General features: G+C 60.8%; 18 protein-coding genes. 6 read left to right on the forward strand and 12 right to left on the reverse strand.

All coding sequences use genetic code 11. From position 1 onward, the window contains the following. Window positions 1-2: 2 nt before the first annotated feature. From ispE to ACOZK9_RS04270, 3 genes are read right to left on the reverse strand one after another with little or no spacing between them, the layout of a single operon-like run. A complete protein-coding gene (ispE, locus tag ACOZK9_RS04260; protein ID WP_259642704.1) occupies window positions 3-806 on the reverse strand; it encodes a 4-(cytidine 5'-diphospho)-2-C-methyl-D-erythritol kinase in 804 nt (267 codons plus the stop codon). A gap of 49 nt (window positions 807-855) precedes the next feature. After that, window positions 856-1,473 carry a lipoprotein insertase outer membrane protein LolB gene (gene lolB / locus ACOZK9_RS04265; RefSeq protein WP_058411440.1) on the reverse strand — a complete coding sequence of 206 codons (618 nt, stop codon included), beginning with the start codon at window positions 1,471-1,473 and terminating at the stop codon, window positions 856-858. A gap of 4 nt (window positions 1,474-1,477) precedes the next feature. Beyond that, on the reverse strand, window positions 1,478-3,202 hold the full coding sequence (locus tag ACOZK9_RS04270) for a tetratricopeptide repeat protein (RefSeq protein ID WP_421555338.1): 1,725 nt from the start codon (window positions 3,200-3,202) through the stop codon (window positions 1,478-1,480). 215 nt (window positions 3,203-3,417) lie between these two features. Between ACOZK9_RS04270 and hemA the strand changes: the two genes are divergently transcribed. The 6 genes from hemA to ACOZK9_RS04300 all read left to right on the forward strand — a co-directional run bounded on the left by hemA (window position 3,418) and on the right by ACOZK9_RS04300 (window position 8,783). Next, the gene (gene hemA / locus ACOZK9_RS04275) at window positions 3,418-4,707 is read left to right on the forward strand and encodes a glutamyl-tRNA reductase (RefSeq protein ID WP_058411438.1); all 1,290 of its coding nucleotides are present in this window, start codon (window positions 3,418-3,420) and stop codon (window positions 4,705-4,707) included. Then, a complete protein-coding gene (gene prfA / locus ACOZK9_RS04280) occupies window positions 4,704-5,786 on the forward strand; it encodes a peptide chain release factor 1 (RefSeq protein WP_421555339.1) in 1,083 nt (360 codons plus the stop codon). Before hemA ends, prfA begins: the two co-directional genes overlap by 4 nt. After that, window positions 5,787-6,617 (forward strand): peptide chain release factor N(5)-glutamine methyltransferase, encoded by an 831-nt coding sequence (gene prmC / locus ACOZK9_RS04285; RefSeq protein WP_122251911.1) that lies wholly within the window; start codon window positions 5,787-5,789, stop codon window positions 6,615-6,617. It begins immediately after the preceding gene. Beyond that, a complete protein-coding gene (locus ACOZK9_RS04290; protein WP_421555340.1) occupies window positions 6,611-7,366 on the forward strand; it encodes a molybdopterin-synthase adenylyltransferase MoeB in 756 nt (251 codons plus the stop codon). Before prmC ends, ACOZK9_RS04290 begins: the two co-directional genes overlap by 7 nt. Then, a complete protein-coding gene (gene murI, locus ACOZK9_RS04295; protein WP_421555341.1) occupies window positions 7,359-8,153 on the forward strand; it encodes a glutamate racemase in 795 nt (264 codons plus the stop codon). The genes ACOZK9_RS04290 and murI overlap by 8 nt, the downstream gene beginning before the upstream one ends. A gap of 111 nt (window positions 8,154-8,264) precedes the next feature. Then, on the forward strand, window positions 8,265-8,783 hold the full coding sequence (locus tag ACOZK9_RS04300) for an acyloxyacyl hydrolase (protein WP_058411433.1): 519 nt from the start codon (window positions 8,265-8,267) through the stop codon (window positions 8,781-8,783). A gap of 59 nt (window positions 8,784-8,842) precedes the next feature. On the opposite strand, the gene ACOZK9_RS04305 is transcribed toward ACOZK9_RS04300, so the two are convergent. The 9 genes from ACOZK9_RS04305 to ACOZK9_RS04345 are packed head-to-tail and all read right to left on the reverse strand — an operon-like array spanning window position 8,843 to window position 16,567. Further along, the gene (locus tag ACOZK9_RS04305; RefSeq protein WP_122251909.1) at window positions 8,843-9,148 is read right to left on the reverse strand and encodes a YkgJ family cysteine cluster protein; all 306 of its coding nucleotides are present in this window, start codon (window positions 9,146-9,148) and stop codon (window positions 8,843-8,845) included. 54 nt (window positions 9,149-9,202) lie between these two features. Next, window positions 9,203-9,694, reverse strand: a complete 492-nt coding sequence (locus ACOZK9_RS04310) for a DUF2878 domain-containing protein (RefSeq protein WP_421555342.1) — start codon at window positions 9,692-9,694, stop codon at window positions 9,203-9,205. After that, window positions 9,687-10,958: an SAM-dependent methyltransferase gene (locus ACOZK9_RS04315; protein WP_099235386.1), complete on the reverse strand. Its 1,272-nt coding sequence runs from the start codon at window positions 10,956-10,958 to the stop codon at window positions 9,687-9,689. Before ACOZK9_RS04315 ends, ACOZK9_RS04310 begins: the two co-directional genes overlap by 8 nt. Further along, a complete protein-coding gene (locus ACOZK9_RS04320; RefSeq protein WP_421555343.1) occupies window positions 10,945-11,754 on the reverse strand; it encodes a DUF1365 domain-containing protein in 810 nt (269 codons plus the stop codon). The genes ACOZK9_RS04315 and ACOZK9_RS04320 overlap by 14 nt, the downstream gene beginning before the upstream one ends. Continuing rightward, window positions 11,751-12,998 carry an NAD(P)/FAD-dependent oxidoreductase gene (locus ACOZK9_RS04325; protein ID WP_421555344.1) on the reverse strand — a complete coding sequence of 416 codons (1,248 nt, stop codon included), beginning with the start codon at window positions 12,996-12,998 and terminating at the stop codon, window positions 11,751-11,753. Before ACOZK9_RS04325 ends, ACOZK9_RS04320 begins: the two co-directional genes overlap by 4 nt. Beyond that, on the reverse strand, window positions 12,995-13,777 hold the full coding sequence (locus tag ACOZK9_RS04330) for an SDR family NAD(P)-dependent oxidoreductase (protein WP_122251907.1): 783 nt from the start codon (window positions 13,775-13,777) through the stop codon (window positions 12,995-12,997). The genes ACOZK9_RS04325 and ACOZK9_RS04330 overlap by 4 nt, the downstream gene beginning before the upstream one ends. Then, window positions 13,774-14,199, reverse strand: a complete 426-nt coding sequence (locus tag ACOZK9_RS04335) for a nuclear transport factor 2 family protein (RefSeq protein ID WP_058411426.1) — start codon at window positions 14,197-14,199, stop codon at window positions 13,774-13,776. Before ACOZK9_RS04335 ends, ACOZK9_RS04330 begins: the two co-directional genes overlap by 4 nt. Continuing rightward, a complete protein-coding gene (phrB, locus tag ACOZK9_RS04340; RefSeq protein ID WP_421555345.1) occupies window positions 14,192-15,637 on the reverse strand; it encodes a deoxyribodipyrimidine photo-lyase in 1,446 nt (481 codons plus the stop codon). The genes ACOZK9_RS04335 and phrB overlap by 8 nt, the downstream gene beginning before the upstream one ends. Then, a complete protein-coding gene (locus ACOZK9_RS04345; RefSeq protein WP_058411517.1) occupies window positions 15,638-16,567 on the reverse strand; it encodes a MerR family transcriptional regulator in 930 nt (309 codons plus the stop codon). Window positions 16,568-16,572 lie beyond the last annotated feature (5 nt).

Raw genomic sequence — 16,572 nt, forward strand, 5'->3', positions numbered from 1 at the left:
TTTTAGAGCAGATTTTGCAGCGTGCGATGCAACATCGAAATGTTGCTTCCCTTTGCTACAAACCCTGTAAGGGTCTCTGTAAGAAGGGCCGAGACTTTATCAGCTTCAGCTTTGCTTGGGAAGCCCCCAAACACACAACTTCCAGTGCCGGTTAATTTTGCTTCGGTAAATTTACCTAACAAATTCAAAGCGTTACGTACCTCTGGATAACGCCTTGCTACAACCGGCAAGCAGTCATTTCGACTGTTTCCCTTGGGAACGGGGCGCACTTTAATGGGAGGAGAGTTACGTGTCAACAGTGGATCTGAAAAAATTTCTGCTGTACTTACAGATACTTGCGGAACAAGCACGACATACCACGGCTCTTCGGGGTATTCCGGGGTGAGTTTTTCGCCCACACCCTCAGCAAAAGCGGCGTGCCCGTGCACGAAAACCGGCACGTCGGCGCCCAGTGTCAGGCCCAGCGCCGCCAAGCGATCAGGGCTCCAGCCGAGCTTCCACAAATGATTAAGACCCAGCAGCGTGGTTGCGGCGTTTGAGCTGCCGCCACCAATGCCGCCGCCCATGGGCAAAACTTTATTGATCCAGAGGTCGATGCCGAGCGGGCAACCTGATTGCTCTTGAAGTTTTTTTGCGGCCTTCACAATCAGGTTGCTGTCGTGGGGCACACCTTCAAAGGCTGTATGCAACTGAATCACGCCATCGTCGCGTACGGCGAAGGTCAGTTCATCGCCGTAGTCGAGAAATTGAAACAGCGTCTGCAACTCGTGGTAGCCGTCTTCGCGGCGACCCAGAATGTGCAGCATCAAATTGAGTTTGGCCGGGGCGGGCAGGGTCAGGCGGTCTGCGTTCACGTTATTGCCCCAGCTTGCGCGGTTGCCAGTCCTTGATCACCAGCGTCACATCCAGGTCAGTGCCGTGCAGCTTGATGCGCTCGGGCAGCCAGTAACCGCTTTGCTGCACGTAGCTTAAGTATTCAACCTGCCAGCCATCCTGCTCCAGGGTGGCCAGGCGGCTGTCGCCGTTGAGGCTCAGGCGACTTTTACTGTCGGGCGCGGGCAAACCACGTACCCACCACACCAGGTGCGAGACCGGCAACTTCCAGCCAATCTGTTCTTCCAGCAACGCTTCCGGGGTGGGCGCTTCATAGCGGCCCTGGTTGGCCACTTCAAGGCTCACCTGCCCAGGCCGACCGGTCAGGCGCGCAGCGCCGCGGCCCAGCGGGCCAGACAAACGAATGTCGTAGTAATCCTGGCGTTGCAGCCAGAACAACGTGCCGCTGCCGGAGTCTTTCGGCGCGCGCACCCCGACTTTGCCTTCGATCTGCCAGCCATCGATGCTGCTGAGCTGGTCCTTGTGTTGTTGCCATTGCGCCGGGTTGCCCTGGCCTTCAACGGATTCACGGCTGCCTGTGCCCGCGCAACCGGCGAGCAAGGCGATAAAACTGAAAACAATAACGTGGCGCAAGAACATAAGCTTAAAGGGTCTCGGATCCGGTCAGGCGCTTGATGGTGCCGCGCAGGATAGGGCTTTCGGGTTGCTCCTTGAGGAACTTCTCCCAGATTTGACGGGCTTCGCGCTGTTTGCCGTTGGCCCACAGTACTTCACCCAAGTGCGCTGCCACCTCCTGGTCGGGAAAACGCTCCAGCGCCTGGCGCAGCAAGCGTTCGGCCTCGTCCAGGTTACCCAGGCGGTAGTTTACCCAGCCAAGGCTGTCGAGCACGGCCGGGTCTTCCGGGTTGAGCTTGTGCGCTTGTTCAATCAGCACTTTGGCTTCGGCGTAACGCGTGGTGCGGTCGGACAAGGTGTAGCCCAAGGCGTTCAGCGCCATGGCGTTGTCCGGGTCGCGCTTGATGATCAGCCGCAGGTCTTTTTCCATCTGCGCCAGGTCATTGCGTTTTTCCGCCTGCATGGCACGGGTGTACAGCAGGTTCAAATCGTCGGGGTATTGCAACAAGGCTTGTTGCAGCAGTTTCCAGGCGCGCTCGCCCTGGTTGTTGGCCGACAGGGTCTCGGCCTGGATCAGGTACAACTGGATCGCGTAATCCGGTTCGGCGTCGCGCGCGGCGGCCAGGCGTTTTTCCGCCTCGTCGGTGCGGCCATTGCTGATCAGGATGTCGGCCTGGCGCAATTGGGCCGGCAGGTAGTCGTTACCAGGGCCAACCTGCGCGTATTCGAGCAGCGCGGCTTGCGGGTCGTTGCGCTCCTCGGCGATACGGCCGAGGTTCAAGTGCGCCGAGTCGACATGGCTTTCGCGTTGGATCAACTCTTCCAGATAGCCCTTGGCCTCGTCCCAGGCCTTGGCTTCCAGGCACACCAGTGCCAGGGAGTAGCGCAACTCGTCGTCGTCCGGGTATTGCTGCACCAGGTTGGCGAACTGCACTTTGGCGTCCGCCATGCGGTCCTGCTCAACCAGCATGCGCGCATACGTCAGGCGCAAACGCTTGTCGTCCGGGTATTTTTTGATGCTTTTTTCCAGCAGCGGAATCGCTTCCTTGCCGCGATTGAGGTTCTGCAGCAGGCGCGCGCGCAGCAAAATCGGGGCGATTTCGCCGTCTTCCGGCGGGTTCTGCTCCAGCAACTTGAGCGCGGCGTCGGCCTCATCATCTTGTTGCAGCAGCAAGGCCTTGCCGAAAATCAGCTGGCTGTTCTTCGGGTGCTTTTGCAGCAGGCGGTCAAAACTTTTCATCAGGCCATTACGCGTGCCCTGGTCGGTATCGGCAGCCGACAGCGCAAGGAAGTCGAAATGCGTGTCACCTTTGCCCTGCAGGACTTTCTCCATGTAGACCATGGAGTCGTCATAGCGCCCGGCGCGCGCCAGTTGAATTGCCGCCGCGCGCTGTGCTTCGAGATCGTCCGGCGCGTTTTTCGCCCAGATCAGCGAGGTATCGAGTGCCGCCTGGTCCGCGCCCAGGTACTCGGCGATGCGAAACGCGCGCTCCGCGATGCCCGGGTCCTGCGTGTTGATGGCCTGGGTCACGTAGTTATCCAGCGCAATGTCGAAACGATTACGCTGGCCGGCGAGTTCCGCCGACAGCAGGCTGTACACCGTTTCTTCTTTGAACGAGGAATAAACCTTCGGCTTTTCAGGGACGGGAGGGCTGTCTTCCACCGGCGGCGTAGCGTCCGGCGACACGGGTGCCAAAGCTTGGCAGCCGCTGAGGAAGATGAGAGCAAGGAACAACGCGGAAGATCTATTCATATCGGAGAGGACGACTAACCTGCGGTCGGATCATCATGACACAAGCCTTCGGCCAAACATAACCGGGGCACCCGTAATGCTCTAAATCCTGGCTTTGCAGGGGCGCGCTCGCCCCTGCATAGGCTCAATGTATAAGGACAATAGACGACGGTGGTTGTTCTGGATCTTTCGAAGTAGGACAATTGACGGCTTCCCGACATCATCAGCGATATTGAATGGCCTTCCTCGCACTCGGTATTAACCACAAGACTGCTTCCGTAGACGTGCGCGAGCGCGTGGCGTTTACGCCGGAGCAGTTGGTTGAGGCCTTGCAGCAGCTCTGCCGGCTCACCGACAGCCGCGAAGCTGCGATCCTTTCGACCTGCAATCGCAGCGAGCTTTATATAGAGCAGGAGCATCTGTCAGCGGATGGTGTGCTGCGCTGGCTGGCCGATTATCACCATTTGGGCCTCGACGACCTGCGCGCGTGTGCTTATGTGCATGAAGATAATGCGGCAGTTCGTCACATGATGCGCGTCGCCTCCGGGCTCGACTCGCTGGTGTTGGGCGAACCACAGATCCTCGGCCAGATGAAATCCGCCTACGCCGTGGCCCGCGAGGCTGGCACCGTGGGGCCGCTGCTCGGCCGCTTGTTCCAGGCCACGTTCAATTCCGCCAAGCAGGTGCGCACCGACACCGCCATCGGTGAAAACCCGGTGTCCGTGGCGTTTGCCGCCGTCAGCCTGGCCAAACAGATTTTCAGCGACTTGCAGCGCAGCCAGGCGTTGCTGATCGGCGCCGGTGAAACCATCACCTTGGTCGCCCGTCACCTGCACGACTTGGGCGTGAAGCGTATTGTGGTCGCCAACCGCACCCTGGAACGTGCGAGCATTCTCGCCGAGCAGTTCGGTGCGCACGCGGTACTGCTGTCGGACATCCCGGCTGAACTGGTGCGCAGCGACATCGTTATCAGCTCCACCGCCAGCCAATTGCCGATCCTTGGCAAAGGCGCGGTCGAGAGCGCGCTGAAGCTGCGCAAGCACAAGCCGATCTTTATGGTGGACATCGCGGTCCCGCGTGACATCGAGCCGGAAGTCGGCGAGTTAGACGACGTTTACCTCTACAGCGTCGACGATTTGCATGAAGTGGTCGCTGAAAACCTCAAAAGTCGCCAGGGTGCTGCCCAGGCTGCCGAGGAGATGGTCAGCGTCGGCGCCGAAGATTTTATGGTGCGCCTGCGTGAATTGGCGGCCGTCGACGTGCTCAAGGCCTACCGTCAGCAGGGCGAACGCCTGCGCGACGAGGAGTTGATCAAGGCCCAGCGTTTGCTCGCCAATGGCAGCAGCGCCGAAGAGGTGCTGCTGCAACTGGCGCGTGGCTTGACCAATAAGTTGCTCCACGCACCCAGCGTACAGTTGAAAAAGCTTACCGCCGAAGGCCGCCTTGATGCGCTGGCCATGGCCCAGGAACTCTTTGCCCTCGGTGAGGGCGCGTCAGACAGCTCTTCGGATAAAAAACCGCAATGAAAGCGTCACTGCTCAATAAACTGGACGTGCTCCAGGACCGTTTTGAAGAACTGACCGCCTTGCTCGGGGATGGCGAAATCATCTCCGATCAGATCAAGTTCCGCACCTATTCCAAGGAATACGCGGAAGTTGAACCCATTGCGGCGACTTACACCCACTGGCTGAAAACCCAGGCTGACCTCGAAGGTGCGCAAGCGCTGCTCAAGGACAGCGACCCGGACATGCGTGAAATGGCCGTGGAAGAAGTTCGCGAAGCCAAAGACAAGCTGCTTGAGCTGGAGGGCGACCTGCAGCGCATGCTGCTGCCCAAAGACTCTAACGATGGGCGCAACGTATTCCTCGAAATCCGCGCCGGCACTGGTGGTGACGAGGCGGCGATTTTCTCCGGCGACTTGTTTCGTATGTATTCGCGCTACGCCGAGCGGCGCGGCTGGCGTGTCGAGATTCTGTCCGAGAACGAAGGTGAACACGGCGGCTATAAAGAAGTCATCGCGCGGGTTGAAGGCGACAATGTCTACGGCAAGTTGAAGTTCGAGTCCGGTGCACACCGTGTGCAGCGGGTTCCGTCGACTGAATCGCAGGGCCGTATCCACACCTCGGCATGCACCGTGGCGGTATTGCCCGAGCCGGACGAGCAGGAAGCCATCGAGATCAACCCGGCGGACCTGCGTGTCGACACCTACCGCTCGTCCGGCGCCGGTGGCCAGCACGTGAACAAGACCGACTCGGCGATTCGCATCACGCACTTGCCGTCGGGCATCGTGGTGGAATGCCAGGAAGAACGTTCGCAGCACAAAAACCGTGCGCGGGCCATGTCCTGGCTATCGGCCAAACTCAACGACCAACAGACCAGCGCCGCCGCCAATGCGATTGCCAGCGAGCGTAAATTGCTGGTGGGTTCGGGCGATCGCTCCGAGCGCATTCGTACCTACAACTTTGCCCAGGGCCGGGTCACCGATCACCGGGTAAACCTGACCCTTTATTCCCTCGACGAAATTCTTGCCGGTGGCGTGGACGCGGTGATCGAACCGTTGCTCGCCGAATACCAGGCTGATCAATTGGCGGCGATAGGTGAATAAATGACCATTATTGCCAGCATGCTGCGCGCCGCCGACTTGCCCGACTCGCCGACTGCGCGTCTGGACGTAGAACTGTTGCTCGCCGCTGCCTTGGGTAAATCGCGCAGCTACCTGCACACCTGGCCCGAAAAAATTGTCAGCAGCGAAGCGGCGCTGACCTTTGCCGACTTCCTGCAACGTCGCCGTGGCGGTGAGCCGGTGGCGTACATCCTCGGGCAACAAGGCTTCTGGAAGTTGGACCTGGAAGTCGCGCCGCACACGCTGATCCCGCGCCCGGAAACCGAGTTGCTGGTGGAAGCTGCCTTGGAATTGCTCGCGGCTACACCGGCCAAGGTCCTCGACCTGGGCACCGGCAGCGGCGCCATCGCCTTGGCCCTGGCCAGTGAACGCCCGGCCTGGCAGGTCACGGCGGTCGATCGGGTGTTGGAAGCCGTTGCCCTGGCCGAACGCAATCGCCAGCGCCTGCACCTTAAAAATGCCACGGTGCTGAACAGCCACTGGTTCAGCGCGCTGCAAGGCCACACCTTTGACCTGATCATCAGCAACCCGCCGTACATAGCCGACAATGACCCGCACCTGGTGGCGGGCGATGTGCGCTTTGAACCGGCCAGTGCATTGGTGGCAGGCCATGACGGCCTCGACGACCTGCGGCTGATCATCGCCGCGGCCCCGGCGCACTTGAATGCGGCTGGCTGGCTGCTGCTGGAACACGGTTACGATCAGGCCGAGGCCGTGCGTGAGCTGTTGTTGGGCGAAGGTTTTGAAGACGTTCACAGCCGCATTGACCTCGGCGGCCACGAGCGCATCAGCCTGGGCCGCCGGCCGTGCTGACCGACCAGGAGCTGTTGCGCTATAGCCGACAGATTCTGTTGCAGCATGTCGACATCGAGGGTCAGTTGCGCCTGAAAAACAGCCGCGCGTTGATCGTCGGCCTCGGTGGCCTGGGCGCGCCCGTCGCGCTGTACCTGGCGGCGGCCGGTGTCGGCGAGTTGCACTTGGCCGACTTCGACAGCGTCGACCTGACCAACCTGCAGCGCCAGATCATCCATGACACCGACAGCGTCGGGCAGGCCAAGGTCGATTCGGCCATGCGCCGCCTGAGCGCCATCAACCCTGAAATCACCTTGGTCGCGCATCGCACAGCGTTGGATGCCGACTCGCTCGCCGCCAAGGTCGCGGCGGTGGACGTGGTGCTCGATTGCAGCGACAACTTCGGCACCCGCGAAGCCGTCAACGCCGCGTGTGTCGCCGGCGGCAAACCATTGATTAGCGGCGCAGCGATTCGCCTCGAAGGGCAATTGTCGGTGTTTGACCCGCGCCGCGCCGACAGCCCGTGTTACCACTGTTTATACGGGCACGGCAGCGACACCGAACTGACCTGCAGCGAAGCCGGTGTGGTTGGCCCGTTGGTCGGCCTGGTCGGCAGCCTGCAAGCCCTGGAAGCCCTGAAACTGTTGGCAGGTTTTGGCGAGCCGCTGGTGGGCCGGCTTTTGCTGATCGATGCCTTGACCACGCGGTTTCGCGAATTACGCGTCAAGCGCGACCCCGGTTGCAGCGTGTGTGGGACTCAGCATGGTTAAGAGCGCGCCAGTCGGTGTGTTCGATTCCGGTGTCGGCGGCCTGTCGGTGCTGGATGAAATCCAACAGTTGTTGCCGCATGAGTCGCTGTTGTACGTGGCCGATTGCGGGCATATTCCCTACGGCGAGAAAACCCCGGCGTTCATTCTTGAACGCTCCCGGCGCGTCGCCGAATTTTTCCGCGAGCAGGGCGCCAAGGCTTTTGTGATTGCTTGCAACACCGCGACCGTCGCGGCCGTCGCCGACCTGCGCCAGGACTACCCAGGCTGGCCATTGGTGGGCATGGAGCCCGCCGTCAAACCTGCGGCAGCCGCCACGCGCAACGGCGTGGTCGGCGTTCTCGCGACCACCGGCACCCTGCAAAGCGCCAAGTTCGCAGCCTTGCTCGACCGCTTCGCCACCGACGTGCGTGTGGTCACCCAGCCGTGCCCAGGCCTGGTCGAACTGATAGAAACCGGCGACCTCGGCAGCCCGCTGTTGCGCCAGAGGTTGCACGGGTATGTCGAGCCATTGCTCAGCGCCGGCTGCGACACGATTATTCTCGGCTGCACGCATTACCCCTTCCTCAAGCCGCTTCTGGTGCAGATGCTTCCCTCAAGCATCATTCTGATCGACACCGGCGCCGCAGTGGCGCGTCAGCTCAAGCGGTTGTTGGGCGAGCGTGACCTGTTGGCCAGCGGCACCCCTCAGCCCGCGCAGTTCTGGACCAGCGGTGACGTGTATCACCTGCGAAATGTCCTACCTACCCTATGGAAACATCTTGCAGTTGTGCGAAGCTTTAACGCGTAAAAAAAACGTGAAATATCGTCGTTAGTGGCTGAACTTCTGGTTGCGCGTTGGCTTCTATAGCGGGATTGCCTGTACAAAATCATACAACTTAGTACTCAAGGACTGTTTCATATGAAGCGCTTGTTCTGTTTGGCTGCGATTGCGGCCGCGGTAGTGGGGCACTCTATTTCGGCGCAGGCGGCGGGCCTGGAATTTGGAGTGGGGAGCACAAGCAGTTCGACCATGACGTATCGTCTGGGGCTGACGTCGGATTGGGATAAGAGCTGGATGCAAAGCAATGTGGGGCGTCTGACCGGCTACTGGAGCGGTGCATATACCTACTGGGAAGGTGATGATCGTGCGGGCGCCAGCAGCCTGTCGTTCTCGCCGGTATTTGTGTATGAGTTTGCCGGCGAGTCGGTCAAGCCTTACATCGAAGCGGGTGTCGGCGTGGCGGTGTTCTCACGTACGCGCCTGGAAGACAACAACATCGGCCAGGCCTTCCAGTTTGAAGACCGCTTTGGCTTTGGCTTGCGCTTTACCGGTGGGCATGAAGTGGGTATTCGCGCCACGCATTATTCCAACGCAGGCATCAGCAGCAATAATGACGGCGTAGAGAGTTACGCGCTGCACTACACAATGCCGCTGTAATGCTTAATGTGGGAGGGCGCAACGCGCACTCCCACATTGGCCCGGCACTTATCCAACGCTCAGCGATACACCGTCGCAATCCCTTCACGCTCGGTCAGACATTCCGGCGCACCCATCTCGAATTCCCGGCAGATCAGCGGCCGGCGTTCATAAATCGAACACATCATGGTGTTTCGATCCAGCGCCGCGCACCAGCCGTCATCCAGGCGCAGCATCACTTCACCGCCCCAATCGTCGGTATCGATATAGCGCTCCGGTACGCCGGTGTCGGTGATCAGCATCACTTCCAGCTGGCAGCAACAGGCCGCGCACGTCGAGCAAGTGACGGCGGGTTCGGGGATTTGGGTATGCGGGATGTTGGTCATAGGTGCGCAGTGTAAGGCAAGCGCGTGTCGCGCGTATGAATGCTCTGACGGGCGTTAACGCCCCAGCCGCCGCGCGACCCAATGCAGCATGGGGAACAGCAGCGCCCACAGCAGCGCCAGCCCGAGCAGGGTCGGCACGGTGGCGTAACCAAAGCTCACGCCGGCCAATTGGCTGCCGGCGTAATACGACAGTGGCCCGCCCAACGCACCCAACACACTGGCGCGCCACCAGGGTTGCGCGCTCCAGGCCAGGCAGTGGCGCAGTGTGGTCGCCAGCAACGCCCACAGCAGCATCAGCCAAAAAGGAATCAGCGGCCCTGGAAGGCTGAAATGAAACACGTCCAAGGCGCGCAACACGGTGTCGACCGCGGTGCCCAGCACGGTCACGGCGAGGATGGCTCGCCCGTCCTTCGACCATGAACTTATCCACAGCAGATGGATGGCCAGCACGGCGACCCCAACGAGTAACCAGCGGCTGTCGCCACCCAGCACGCACGCAAACCAGCCGCACTGGAACAGCGCGGCATTCGCCAAAGGCTTAAGCACTGAAACGTCCGAGCAAAGGCGGGTTGATCGCGGCAGGCTTGGCCAGCAGCAACTGCGCGGTACCAATCGTGCGTTCCATGAACCCACCTTCGCAGTAGCACAAGTAGAACTCCCACAAGCGCAGGAAGTACTCATCGTAGCCCAGCTCTGCGAGACGGCTGTGTGCGCGACGAAAGTTTTCGTGCCACAGGCGCAGGGTGCGCGCGTAGTGCAGGCCGAAGTCCTCCATGTGCAGCAGGTTCATGTCGGTGTCGCGGCTGACGATCTGCAACATATTCTGCACACAGGGCAGGGCGCCACCGGGGAAAATATAGCGCTGGATAAAGTCGACGCTGTTCTTGGCCTGCTCAAAACGTTGCTCACGGATGGTGATGGCTTGCAGCAACATCAGGCCGTCGCTCTTGAGCAAATGCGCGCACTGCTTGAAGTAAGTCGGCAGAAAACGGTGGCCCACGGCTTCGATCATCTCGATCGACACCAGCTTGTCGTACTGCCCGGTGAGGTCGCGGTAATCCTGCAGCAACAGGGTCACTTGGCCCTTCAGCCCCAAGGCCTCGATGCGTTTTTCGGTGTAGGCAAATTGCTCTTTGGACAGCGTGGTGGTGGTGACCTTGCAACCGTAATGCTGCGCCGCGTACAGCGCCATGCTGCCCCAACCGGTGCCTATTTCCAGCAAGTGGTCAGTGGGTTTGAGCGAAAGCTTCTGGCAGATGCGCTCCAGTTTATTCAGTTGCGCCTGTTCCAGGGTGTCGTCGGGGCTCAGGAACTGCGCCGCCGAATACATCATGGTCGGGTCGAGGAATTCTTCGAACAGGTCATTACCCAAGTCGTAGTGGGCGGCGATATTTTTTTGCGAGCCCTTGCGCGTATTGCGGTTGAGCCAATGCAGGCCTTGGGTGAATGGTCGCGCCAGGCGTGCCAGGCCGCCCTCCATCGCGTCGAGCACCTCAAGGTTGCTGACCATCACGCGAACCACGGCGGTCAGGTCGGGGCTGGTCCAGTAACCGTGAATAAACGCCTCGCCGGCACCGATCGAGCCGTTGGCCGCCACCAGGCCCCAGACGGCCGAATCGAGGATCTGGATTTCCCCCAGCAAGTGCGCTTCACGTGCGCCGAACACTTGGCGTTCGCCCTCCTCAATCACCACCAACTGGCCGTGGCGCAGTTGGCCGAGTTGGCGCAGCACGGCCTTGCGCAACAATGCGCTGGTCATGCCATTGACGTTCAGACGGCTGGTCTTGACCGATAAGCTAGGGGATTTCATGGCGGCGATCCTTGTTATACCCAACAGCAGTGCGAGAGGCGCCATCGGCGGCCTGATGAGAAAAAATCGGTGTGCGTTTGAGTAAAAGGCGCACGGCCTGCCAATAAATGGCGAGGCAGGTCTTGGCGGTCATCCACGGAAAACGCCACAGGTAGCGATGCAGGCTGGCGCGGTTGAGCGATTCTTTCTGCAGGCTCAAGGTGGCGTCGAAGACTTTCAGCTCGCCTTGCCAATCGGCCATGTGCACGCCGAGCTTGGCGGCGGGCGGGCTGAAGCTCATGCGGTATTCGAGGTCGCGCGGCAAAAACGGCGACACATGGAAGGCCTTGGCCACGGCGAAATGTTGATGTTGATCCGCGCCGAGCGCCTGCGCTGGCAGCACGTAGTGATAACGCTCGCGCCATGGCGTGTTGGTCACTTCACAGAGGATCGCAGCCAGTTGCCCGTCGGCCTCGAAGCAATAAAAGAAACTCACTGGGTTGAATGCCAGGCCCCAACTGCGCGCCTGGGTCAGCAGGCAGATAGCGCCCTGCGGTGTACGGCCCAAGGCCTGGCCGACTTGCTGGCGCACGGCATCGGTCAAACTCATGCCGTGGCGCGTAAATTCACGCAGGTAGTCTTGCTGACGAAAGCCGAACGGCGCCAGGCGACTTGCGCCCGCCAGCGGCGACAGCCCGAGTACTTGCTCTTGTTCGCTCAAATCCAGGTACAGCAGGCCGATGCGGTAGCGAAAGGCGTGCGCCTTGGGCGTAAACCGGCGATGGGCTATCCAGCCGCTGTACAGGGCGCTGTTCACAGGGTTTCCCCAAAGGCTGCGGCCACGCGCAATGCGCTGACCACGCCGTCTTCATGGAAACCGTTGGCCCAATAGGCGCCGCAATAATGCGTGTTCTGTGCGCCGTTCAGCTCTTGCCAACGTGCTTGCGCGGCGACTGCCGCCAGGCTGTATTGCGGGTGGGCGTAGGTATAGCGGGCGAGGATTTTCAGCGGGTTGATCATCGGCGTCTGGTTCAGGCTGACGCAGAAGGTGGTCGCGCTGTCGATGCCTTGCAGGATGTTCATGTCGTAGGTCACGGCAGCCTGCGTCTGCGCGTCGCCGGTGAGGCGATAGTTCCAGCTGGCCCACGCCAGTTTGCGGTCCGGCAGCAGGCGCGTGTCGGTGTGCAGTACCACGTCGTTGTCAGCGTAAGGCAGCGCACCGAGGATTTCCTGTTCGGCCTGGCTTGGGTCAGACAACAACGCCAGCGCCTGATCGCTATGACAGGCGAACACTACGTGATCAAAGGTCTCGCTGCCGGCAGAGCTGTGGATAACCACGCCGTCACCCGTGCGCTCAACCTTATGCACAGGGCAATTGAGGCGGATGTGCTGGTGAAAACTGCGCGTCAGCGGTTCGATGTAGCTGCTCGACCCGCCTTCGATCACGCACCATTGCGGCCGGTTGTTCACCGACAGCAAGCCGTGGTTCTTGAAAAAACGCACAAAGAACTGCAGGGGAAAACCGAGCATGTCCGCCAGCGACATCGACCAGATCGCCGCGCCCATCGGCACGATGTAATGCTTTATAAACCGTGGGCCATAACCCCCGGCTTCGAGGTAATCACCCAAGGTCATCTCGGCACTGATGCGCTGCTCTTGCAGGTCCAGCGGCGCTTGGCGATTGAAGCGCAAAATGTCGCGCAACATGCCCCAGAACCCGGGTGAGAGAATATTGCGCCGCTGCGCAAACAGGCTGTTGAGGTTGTTGCCGTTGTACTCAAAACCTGCGTTCTGGTCACACACCGAGAAGCTCATCTCGGTGGGTTTGAACGTCACGCCAATCTGCCCCAGCAGGCGGATGAAGTTGGGGTAGGTCCAGTCGTTGAACACGATAAACCCGGTGTCCACCGCATAGCCTTTACCCTCGACGGTCACATTGACCGTATGGGTATGCCCGCCAATGCGCTCGCCCGCTTCGAACACGCTAATGTCGTGGCGACGGCTGAGCAGGTAAGCGCTGGTCAGCCCGGCGATGCCGCTGCCGATAATGGCGATCTTCACAGGTCGTCCTTCTGCGGCGGCGGGCTGCGCAGCATGCGTTTGCCGATGATCAGTTGCACACGGTTGGGCAGCTTCGACAGCGGCCATAAGGTCGCGATAAACATCGCCGGGAAGGCAATTTCCAGTGGGCGTTTTTCGAGTTTGGCGAAGATATGCCGCGCGGCTTTATCGGCAGACCAGCTCATCGGCATCGGGAAGTCATTGCGCTCGGTCAGCGGCGTGTCGACAAAGCCCGGGCTGATGACCGTGACGTCGATGTTCTCGGGCGACAGGCTGATGCGCAGGGCTTCGAACAAATAGCGCAGCCCGGCTTTGGAGGCGCCATAGGCCTCGGCGCGCGGCATCGGCAGGTAGGTCACCGCGCTGGCCACGCCCACCAGGTGCGGGGTGAGGCCTTTGCGCAACAACGGCAGCGCCGCTTCGATGCAATAGCTGCTCGCGAGTAGATTGGTGCGTACCACGTGCTCGACAATTGACGAGTCAAACTGGCGCGCATCCACGTATTCGCAGGTGCCGGCGTTGAGGATCACCGTGTCGAGCGAGCCCCAGACCTGCGCGATATGTTCGCCGATTTCGCGCACGGTCTGGCTGTTGGTCAGGTCGCCTTCGACCACCAGCACTTGCCCCGGATAACGCTGAGCGAGCGCCTCCAGCGGGCCTTTGCTGCGCGAGCTGAGGGCCACGTGGGCACCGCTGTTGAGTAATTCCACGGCCAATGAGGCGCCGATGCCACTGCTGGCGCCGGTCAACCAATATCGGCGGGGCGGTGTGAGGCTCATCCCATTCTCCTTTTCAGCCAACTGACTACGCGGCCGAGTACTGGCAAGTGTTCATAGAGCAGGGCGCCCGCATCGAAATAATCACGATGGCGGTACACCTTGTTGTCGCGCCACAGCAGGTGCGAACAACCTTCCACCCGTATCACCTTGCCATTGGCCAGGCGTGGGTGGCAGAAGCTCATTTTCCAACGCAAATAGCCTTCGCCTTCGGCCACCGGGTCAAAACCGTGGAAGTCGAAACGTAGCTGGCTGACGTTGCTGTACAACTCGGTGAAGTAGCGATGCATCGCGGGCAGCCCGTGAACTTCATGCAGCGGGTCGGTGAACGCGATGTCTTTGCTGTAAAGGCTGTCGAGCAGGTGCAAGTTATGCTTGTCGAGCGTCGCAAACGCTTGGGCGAACCTGGGCAGGAAGTCACTCATGCGCGCCTCCCGCCGCCGCGCGCGATGGCAGGCTGCGAAACGCTGCCAATGCACGCTCCCGGGACTTTTTCAGGTCGACAATCGAGCGCGGGTAATCCGCCACGCCGAACAGGCCGCCGGCCGCCTCGGGGTTGTGCACTTCCTTTTTATTCAGCGCGGCCAGCTCCGGCAGCCAATGCTTGATAAACACGCCTTCGCTGTCGAATTTTTCCGACTGGCTCAACGGGCTGAAAATCCGGAAATACGGCGCCGAGTCGGTGCCGGTCGAGGAACTCCACTGCCAGCCGCCGTTGTTCGCCGCCAAGTCGCCGTCGATCAAGTGGCGCATGAAAAAGCGCTCGCCTTCGCGCCAGTCGATCAACAAGTTCTTGGTCAGAAACATGGCCACGACCATGCGCAGGCGGTTGTGCATCCAGCCGGTTTCGAGCAATTGGCGCATTGCGGCGTCAATGATCGGCAGGCCGGTGCGCGCTTCTTGCCAGGCGGCAAGGTCCTTGGGTGCGTTGCGCCAGGCTACCGCTTCGGTCTCGGGGCGGAATGCACGGTGGCGTGACACGCGTGAGTAGCCGACCAGAATGTGCTTGTAGAACTCGCGCCATAACAGCTCGTTGATCCAGGTAATGGCGCCGATGTCGCCACTTTCGAATTCACCCTGGTTGCTTTGCAAAGCAGCGTGCAAGCACTGGCGCGGCGAAACCACGCCTGCTGCGAGGTAGGCAGAGAGCCGGCTGGTACCGGGTTTGGCCGGGAAGTCGCGCTCGTCTTTGTAGTAGCTGATCTGCTGGTCGGCGAAGGCCTCCAGACGGCGCCGCGCTTCGTCTTCACCGGCTGGCCAGAGCGCGCGCAGGCTGTCGCTGGGCGGCTCGAAGCCTGCAACGGCGTGCGGGATCGGGTCGCTTTTCAGCGCCATCGGCGCTTGTGCGTTCGGCGTCGCCACCGTGCGCGGCAACGCGCTGTGCAGGCGTGTGTAGCACACCTTGCGGAACTGGCTGAACACCTGGAAGTAGGTGCCGGTTTTGGTCAATACGCTGCCGGGCTGGAAGAACAACTGGTCCAGGTAGCTGTGAAACGTTACGCCGCAGGCTTCCAGGGCCTTGGCCACGGCGGCATCGCGGCGGCTTTCGTGGATGCCATATTCCTCGTTGACGTGCACCGACTGCACCGACAGTTCCCGGCACAGCGTGCTCAGCACATCAGGTGCCTGGTCCCACGTTGCGGCGGTGCGAATCAGCAAGGGAATATTCAGCTCGCCAAGCGCCTGGCTCAAGTGCTGCAGGTTGCGCAGCCAAAAGTCGACTTTGCACGGCGCATCATCGTGCGCCAGCCACTGTTCGGGCGTGATCAGGTACACAGCCGCCATCGGGCCGCGCTGGCTCGCGGCGGCCAGGGCGGTGTTGTCGTGTAGGCGCAGGTCGGTGCGCAGCCAGATCAAGTGCATTTAAACAATTCCACGCTGGAGCAGTATCTGGTGGGCCGCCAAGGGGTCTTCGGCCACATACAATTCAGGGGTGTCGCGGGTTAATACGGCTAACTCGGCTTGGTGGATGCATACCGTTGGTCCGGCTATTAACGTTGGGCAACTGACACCATTGAGAAGTTTTGGGATAGCCGAAAAATGTAACGCTTTGCTTGAATACAGCAGCACCGCACGCGGTTGCAGGTGCTCGACCGCCAGCGCCAGTTCGCCCGCCGGCAGCGGCCAATCGAAGACTTCCACCGGGCAGTCGGCGCTACTCGCCAGCCAGGCGCTCAGCCACAAGTGCGGTTCAAGCGGCACGTCGGAGTGGTTGACCAGCAGCAACGGCGGGCCTTGGAGCTGGCGGTTGTTGTGGTAAATACGCGCGCCAAACTTGCTGCGCAGCCAGGACAGGAAAAACACCCGCTCCATCTGTGCGCCGAACTGGCCTTGCCAGCGTTGTTCCAGCTCCTGGAGCAGCGGCAGCATCAATTGCTCGCACAAGGTGCGCGGCGGGTACAGCGCCATGGCTTGGTTGAAGGCGTCGTCGACGCGGCGCTCGGCCAATTCGCTGATTGCACTCACCAGGGTCTGGCGCAGCGCGTGCCATTCATTTTCAACGGTATCGCTGCTGGATTGGGCGGAGTCGAGCAAGCCTTTTACCTGGCTGACCGGTACGCCGCGATTGAGCCAGGTCAGAATGGTGTGAATGCGCTGCACGTGGTCGTCGCTGAACAGGCGGTGCCCTTTGGCCGTGCGCTGCGGCACGATCAGGCCGTAGCGGCGCTCCCACGCGCGCAAGGTCACCGCATTGACGCCGGTTTGGCGCGCCACTTCGCGAATCGGCAACCAGCCGTCTTCGAGGGCTTGGGCAATGTCTTCGCCGGGTTCGTCTTGCAGGGTAGCTTCAATGGCGC

This window comes from Pseudomonas kitaguniensis, from assembly GCF_049199985.1.
Taxonomy (GTDB): domain Bacteria; phylum Pseudomonadota; class Gammaproteobacteria; order Pseudomonadales; family Pseudomonadaceae; genus Aquipseudomonas; species Aquipseudomonas kitaguniensis.

What these genes read in the sequence shown, in the direction of transcription:
- ispE (WP_259642704.1), bottom strand. Translation starts at nt 806, where the DNA reads ATGCTGCACATTCTGGGTCGCCGCGAAGACGGCTACCACGAGTTGCAG.
- lolB (WP_058411440.1), bottom strand. Translation starts at nt 1,473, where the DNA reads ATGTTCTTGCGCCACGTTATTGTTTTCAGTTTTATCGCCTTGCTCGCC.
- ACOZK9_RS04270 (WP_421555338.1), bottom strand. Translation starts at nt 3,202, where the DNA reads ATGAATAGATCTTCCGCGTTGTTCCTTGCTCTCATCTTCCTCAGCGGC.
- hemA (WP_058411438.1), top strand. Translation starts at nt 3,418, where the DNA reads ATGGCCTTCCTCGCACTCGGTATTAACCACAAGACTGCTTCCGTAGAC.
- prfA (WP_421555339.1), top strand. Translation starts at nt 4,704, where the DNA reads ATGAAAGCGTCACTGCTCAATAAACTGGACGTGCTCCAGGACCGTTTT.
- prmC (WP_122251911.1), top strand. Translation starts at nt 5,787, where the DNA reads ATGACCATTATTGCCAGCATGCTGCGCGCCGCCGACTTGCCCGACTCG.
- murI (WP_421555341.1), top strand. Translation starts at nt 7,359, where the DNA reads ATGGTTAAGAGCGCGCCAGTCGGTGTGTTCGATTCCGGTGTCGGCGGC.
- ACOZK9_RS04300 (WP_058411433.1), top strand. Translation starts at nt 8,265, where the DNA reads ATGAAGCGCTTGTTCTGTTTGGCTGCGATTGCGGCCGCGGTAGTGGGG.
- ACOZK9_RS04305 (WP_122251909.1), bottom strand. Translation starts at nt 9,148, where the DNA reads ATGACCAACATCCCGCATACCCAAATCCCCGAACCCGCCGTCACTTGC.
- ACOZK9_RS04315 (WP_099235386.1), bottom strand. Translation starts at nt 10,958, where the DNA reads ATGAAATCCCCTAGCTTATCGGTCAAGACCAGCCGTCTGAACGTCAAT.
- ACOZK9_RS04330 (WP_122251907.1), bottom strand. Translation starts at nt 13,777, where the DNA reads ATGAGCCTCACACCGCCCCGCCGATATTGGTTGACCGGCGCCAGCAGT.
- ACOZK9_RS04335 (WP_058411426.1), bottom strand. Translation starts at nt 14,199, where the DNA reads ATGAGTGACTTCCTGCCCAGGTTCGCCCAAGCGTTTGCGACGCTCGAC.
- phrB (WP_421555345.1), bottom strand. Translation starts at nt 15,637, where the DNA reads ATGCACTTGATCTGGCTGCGCACCGACCTGCGCCTACACGACAACACC.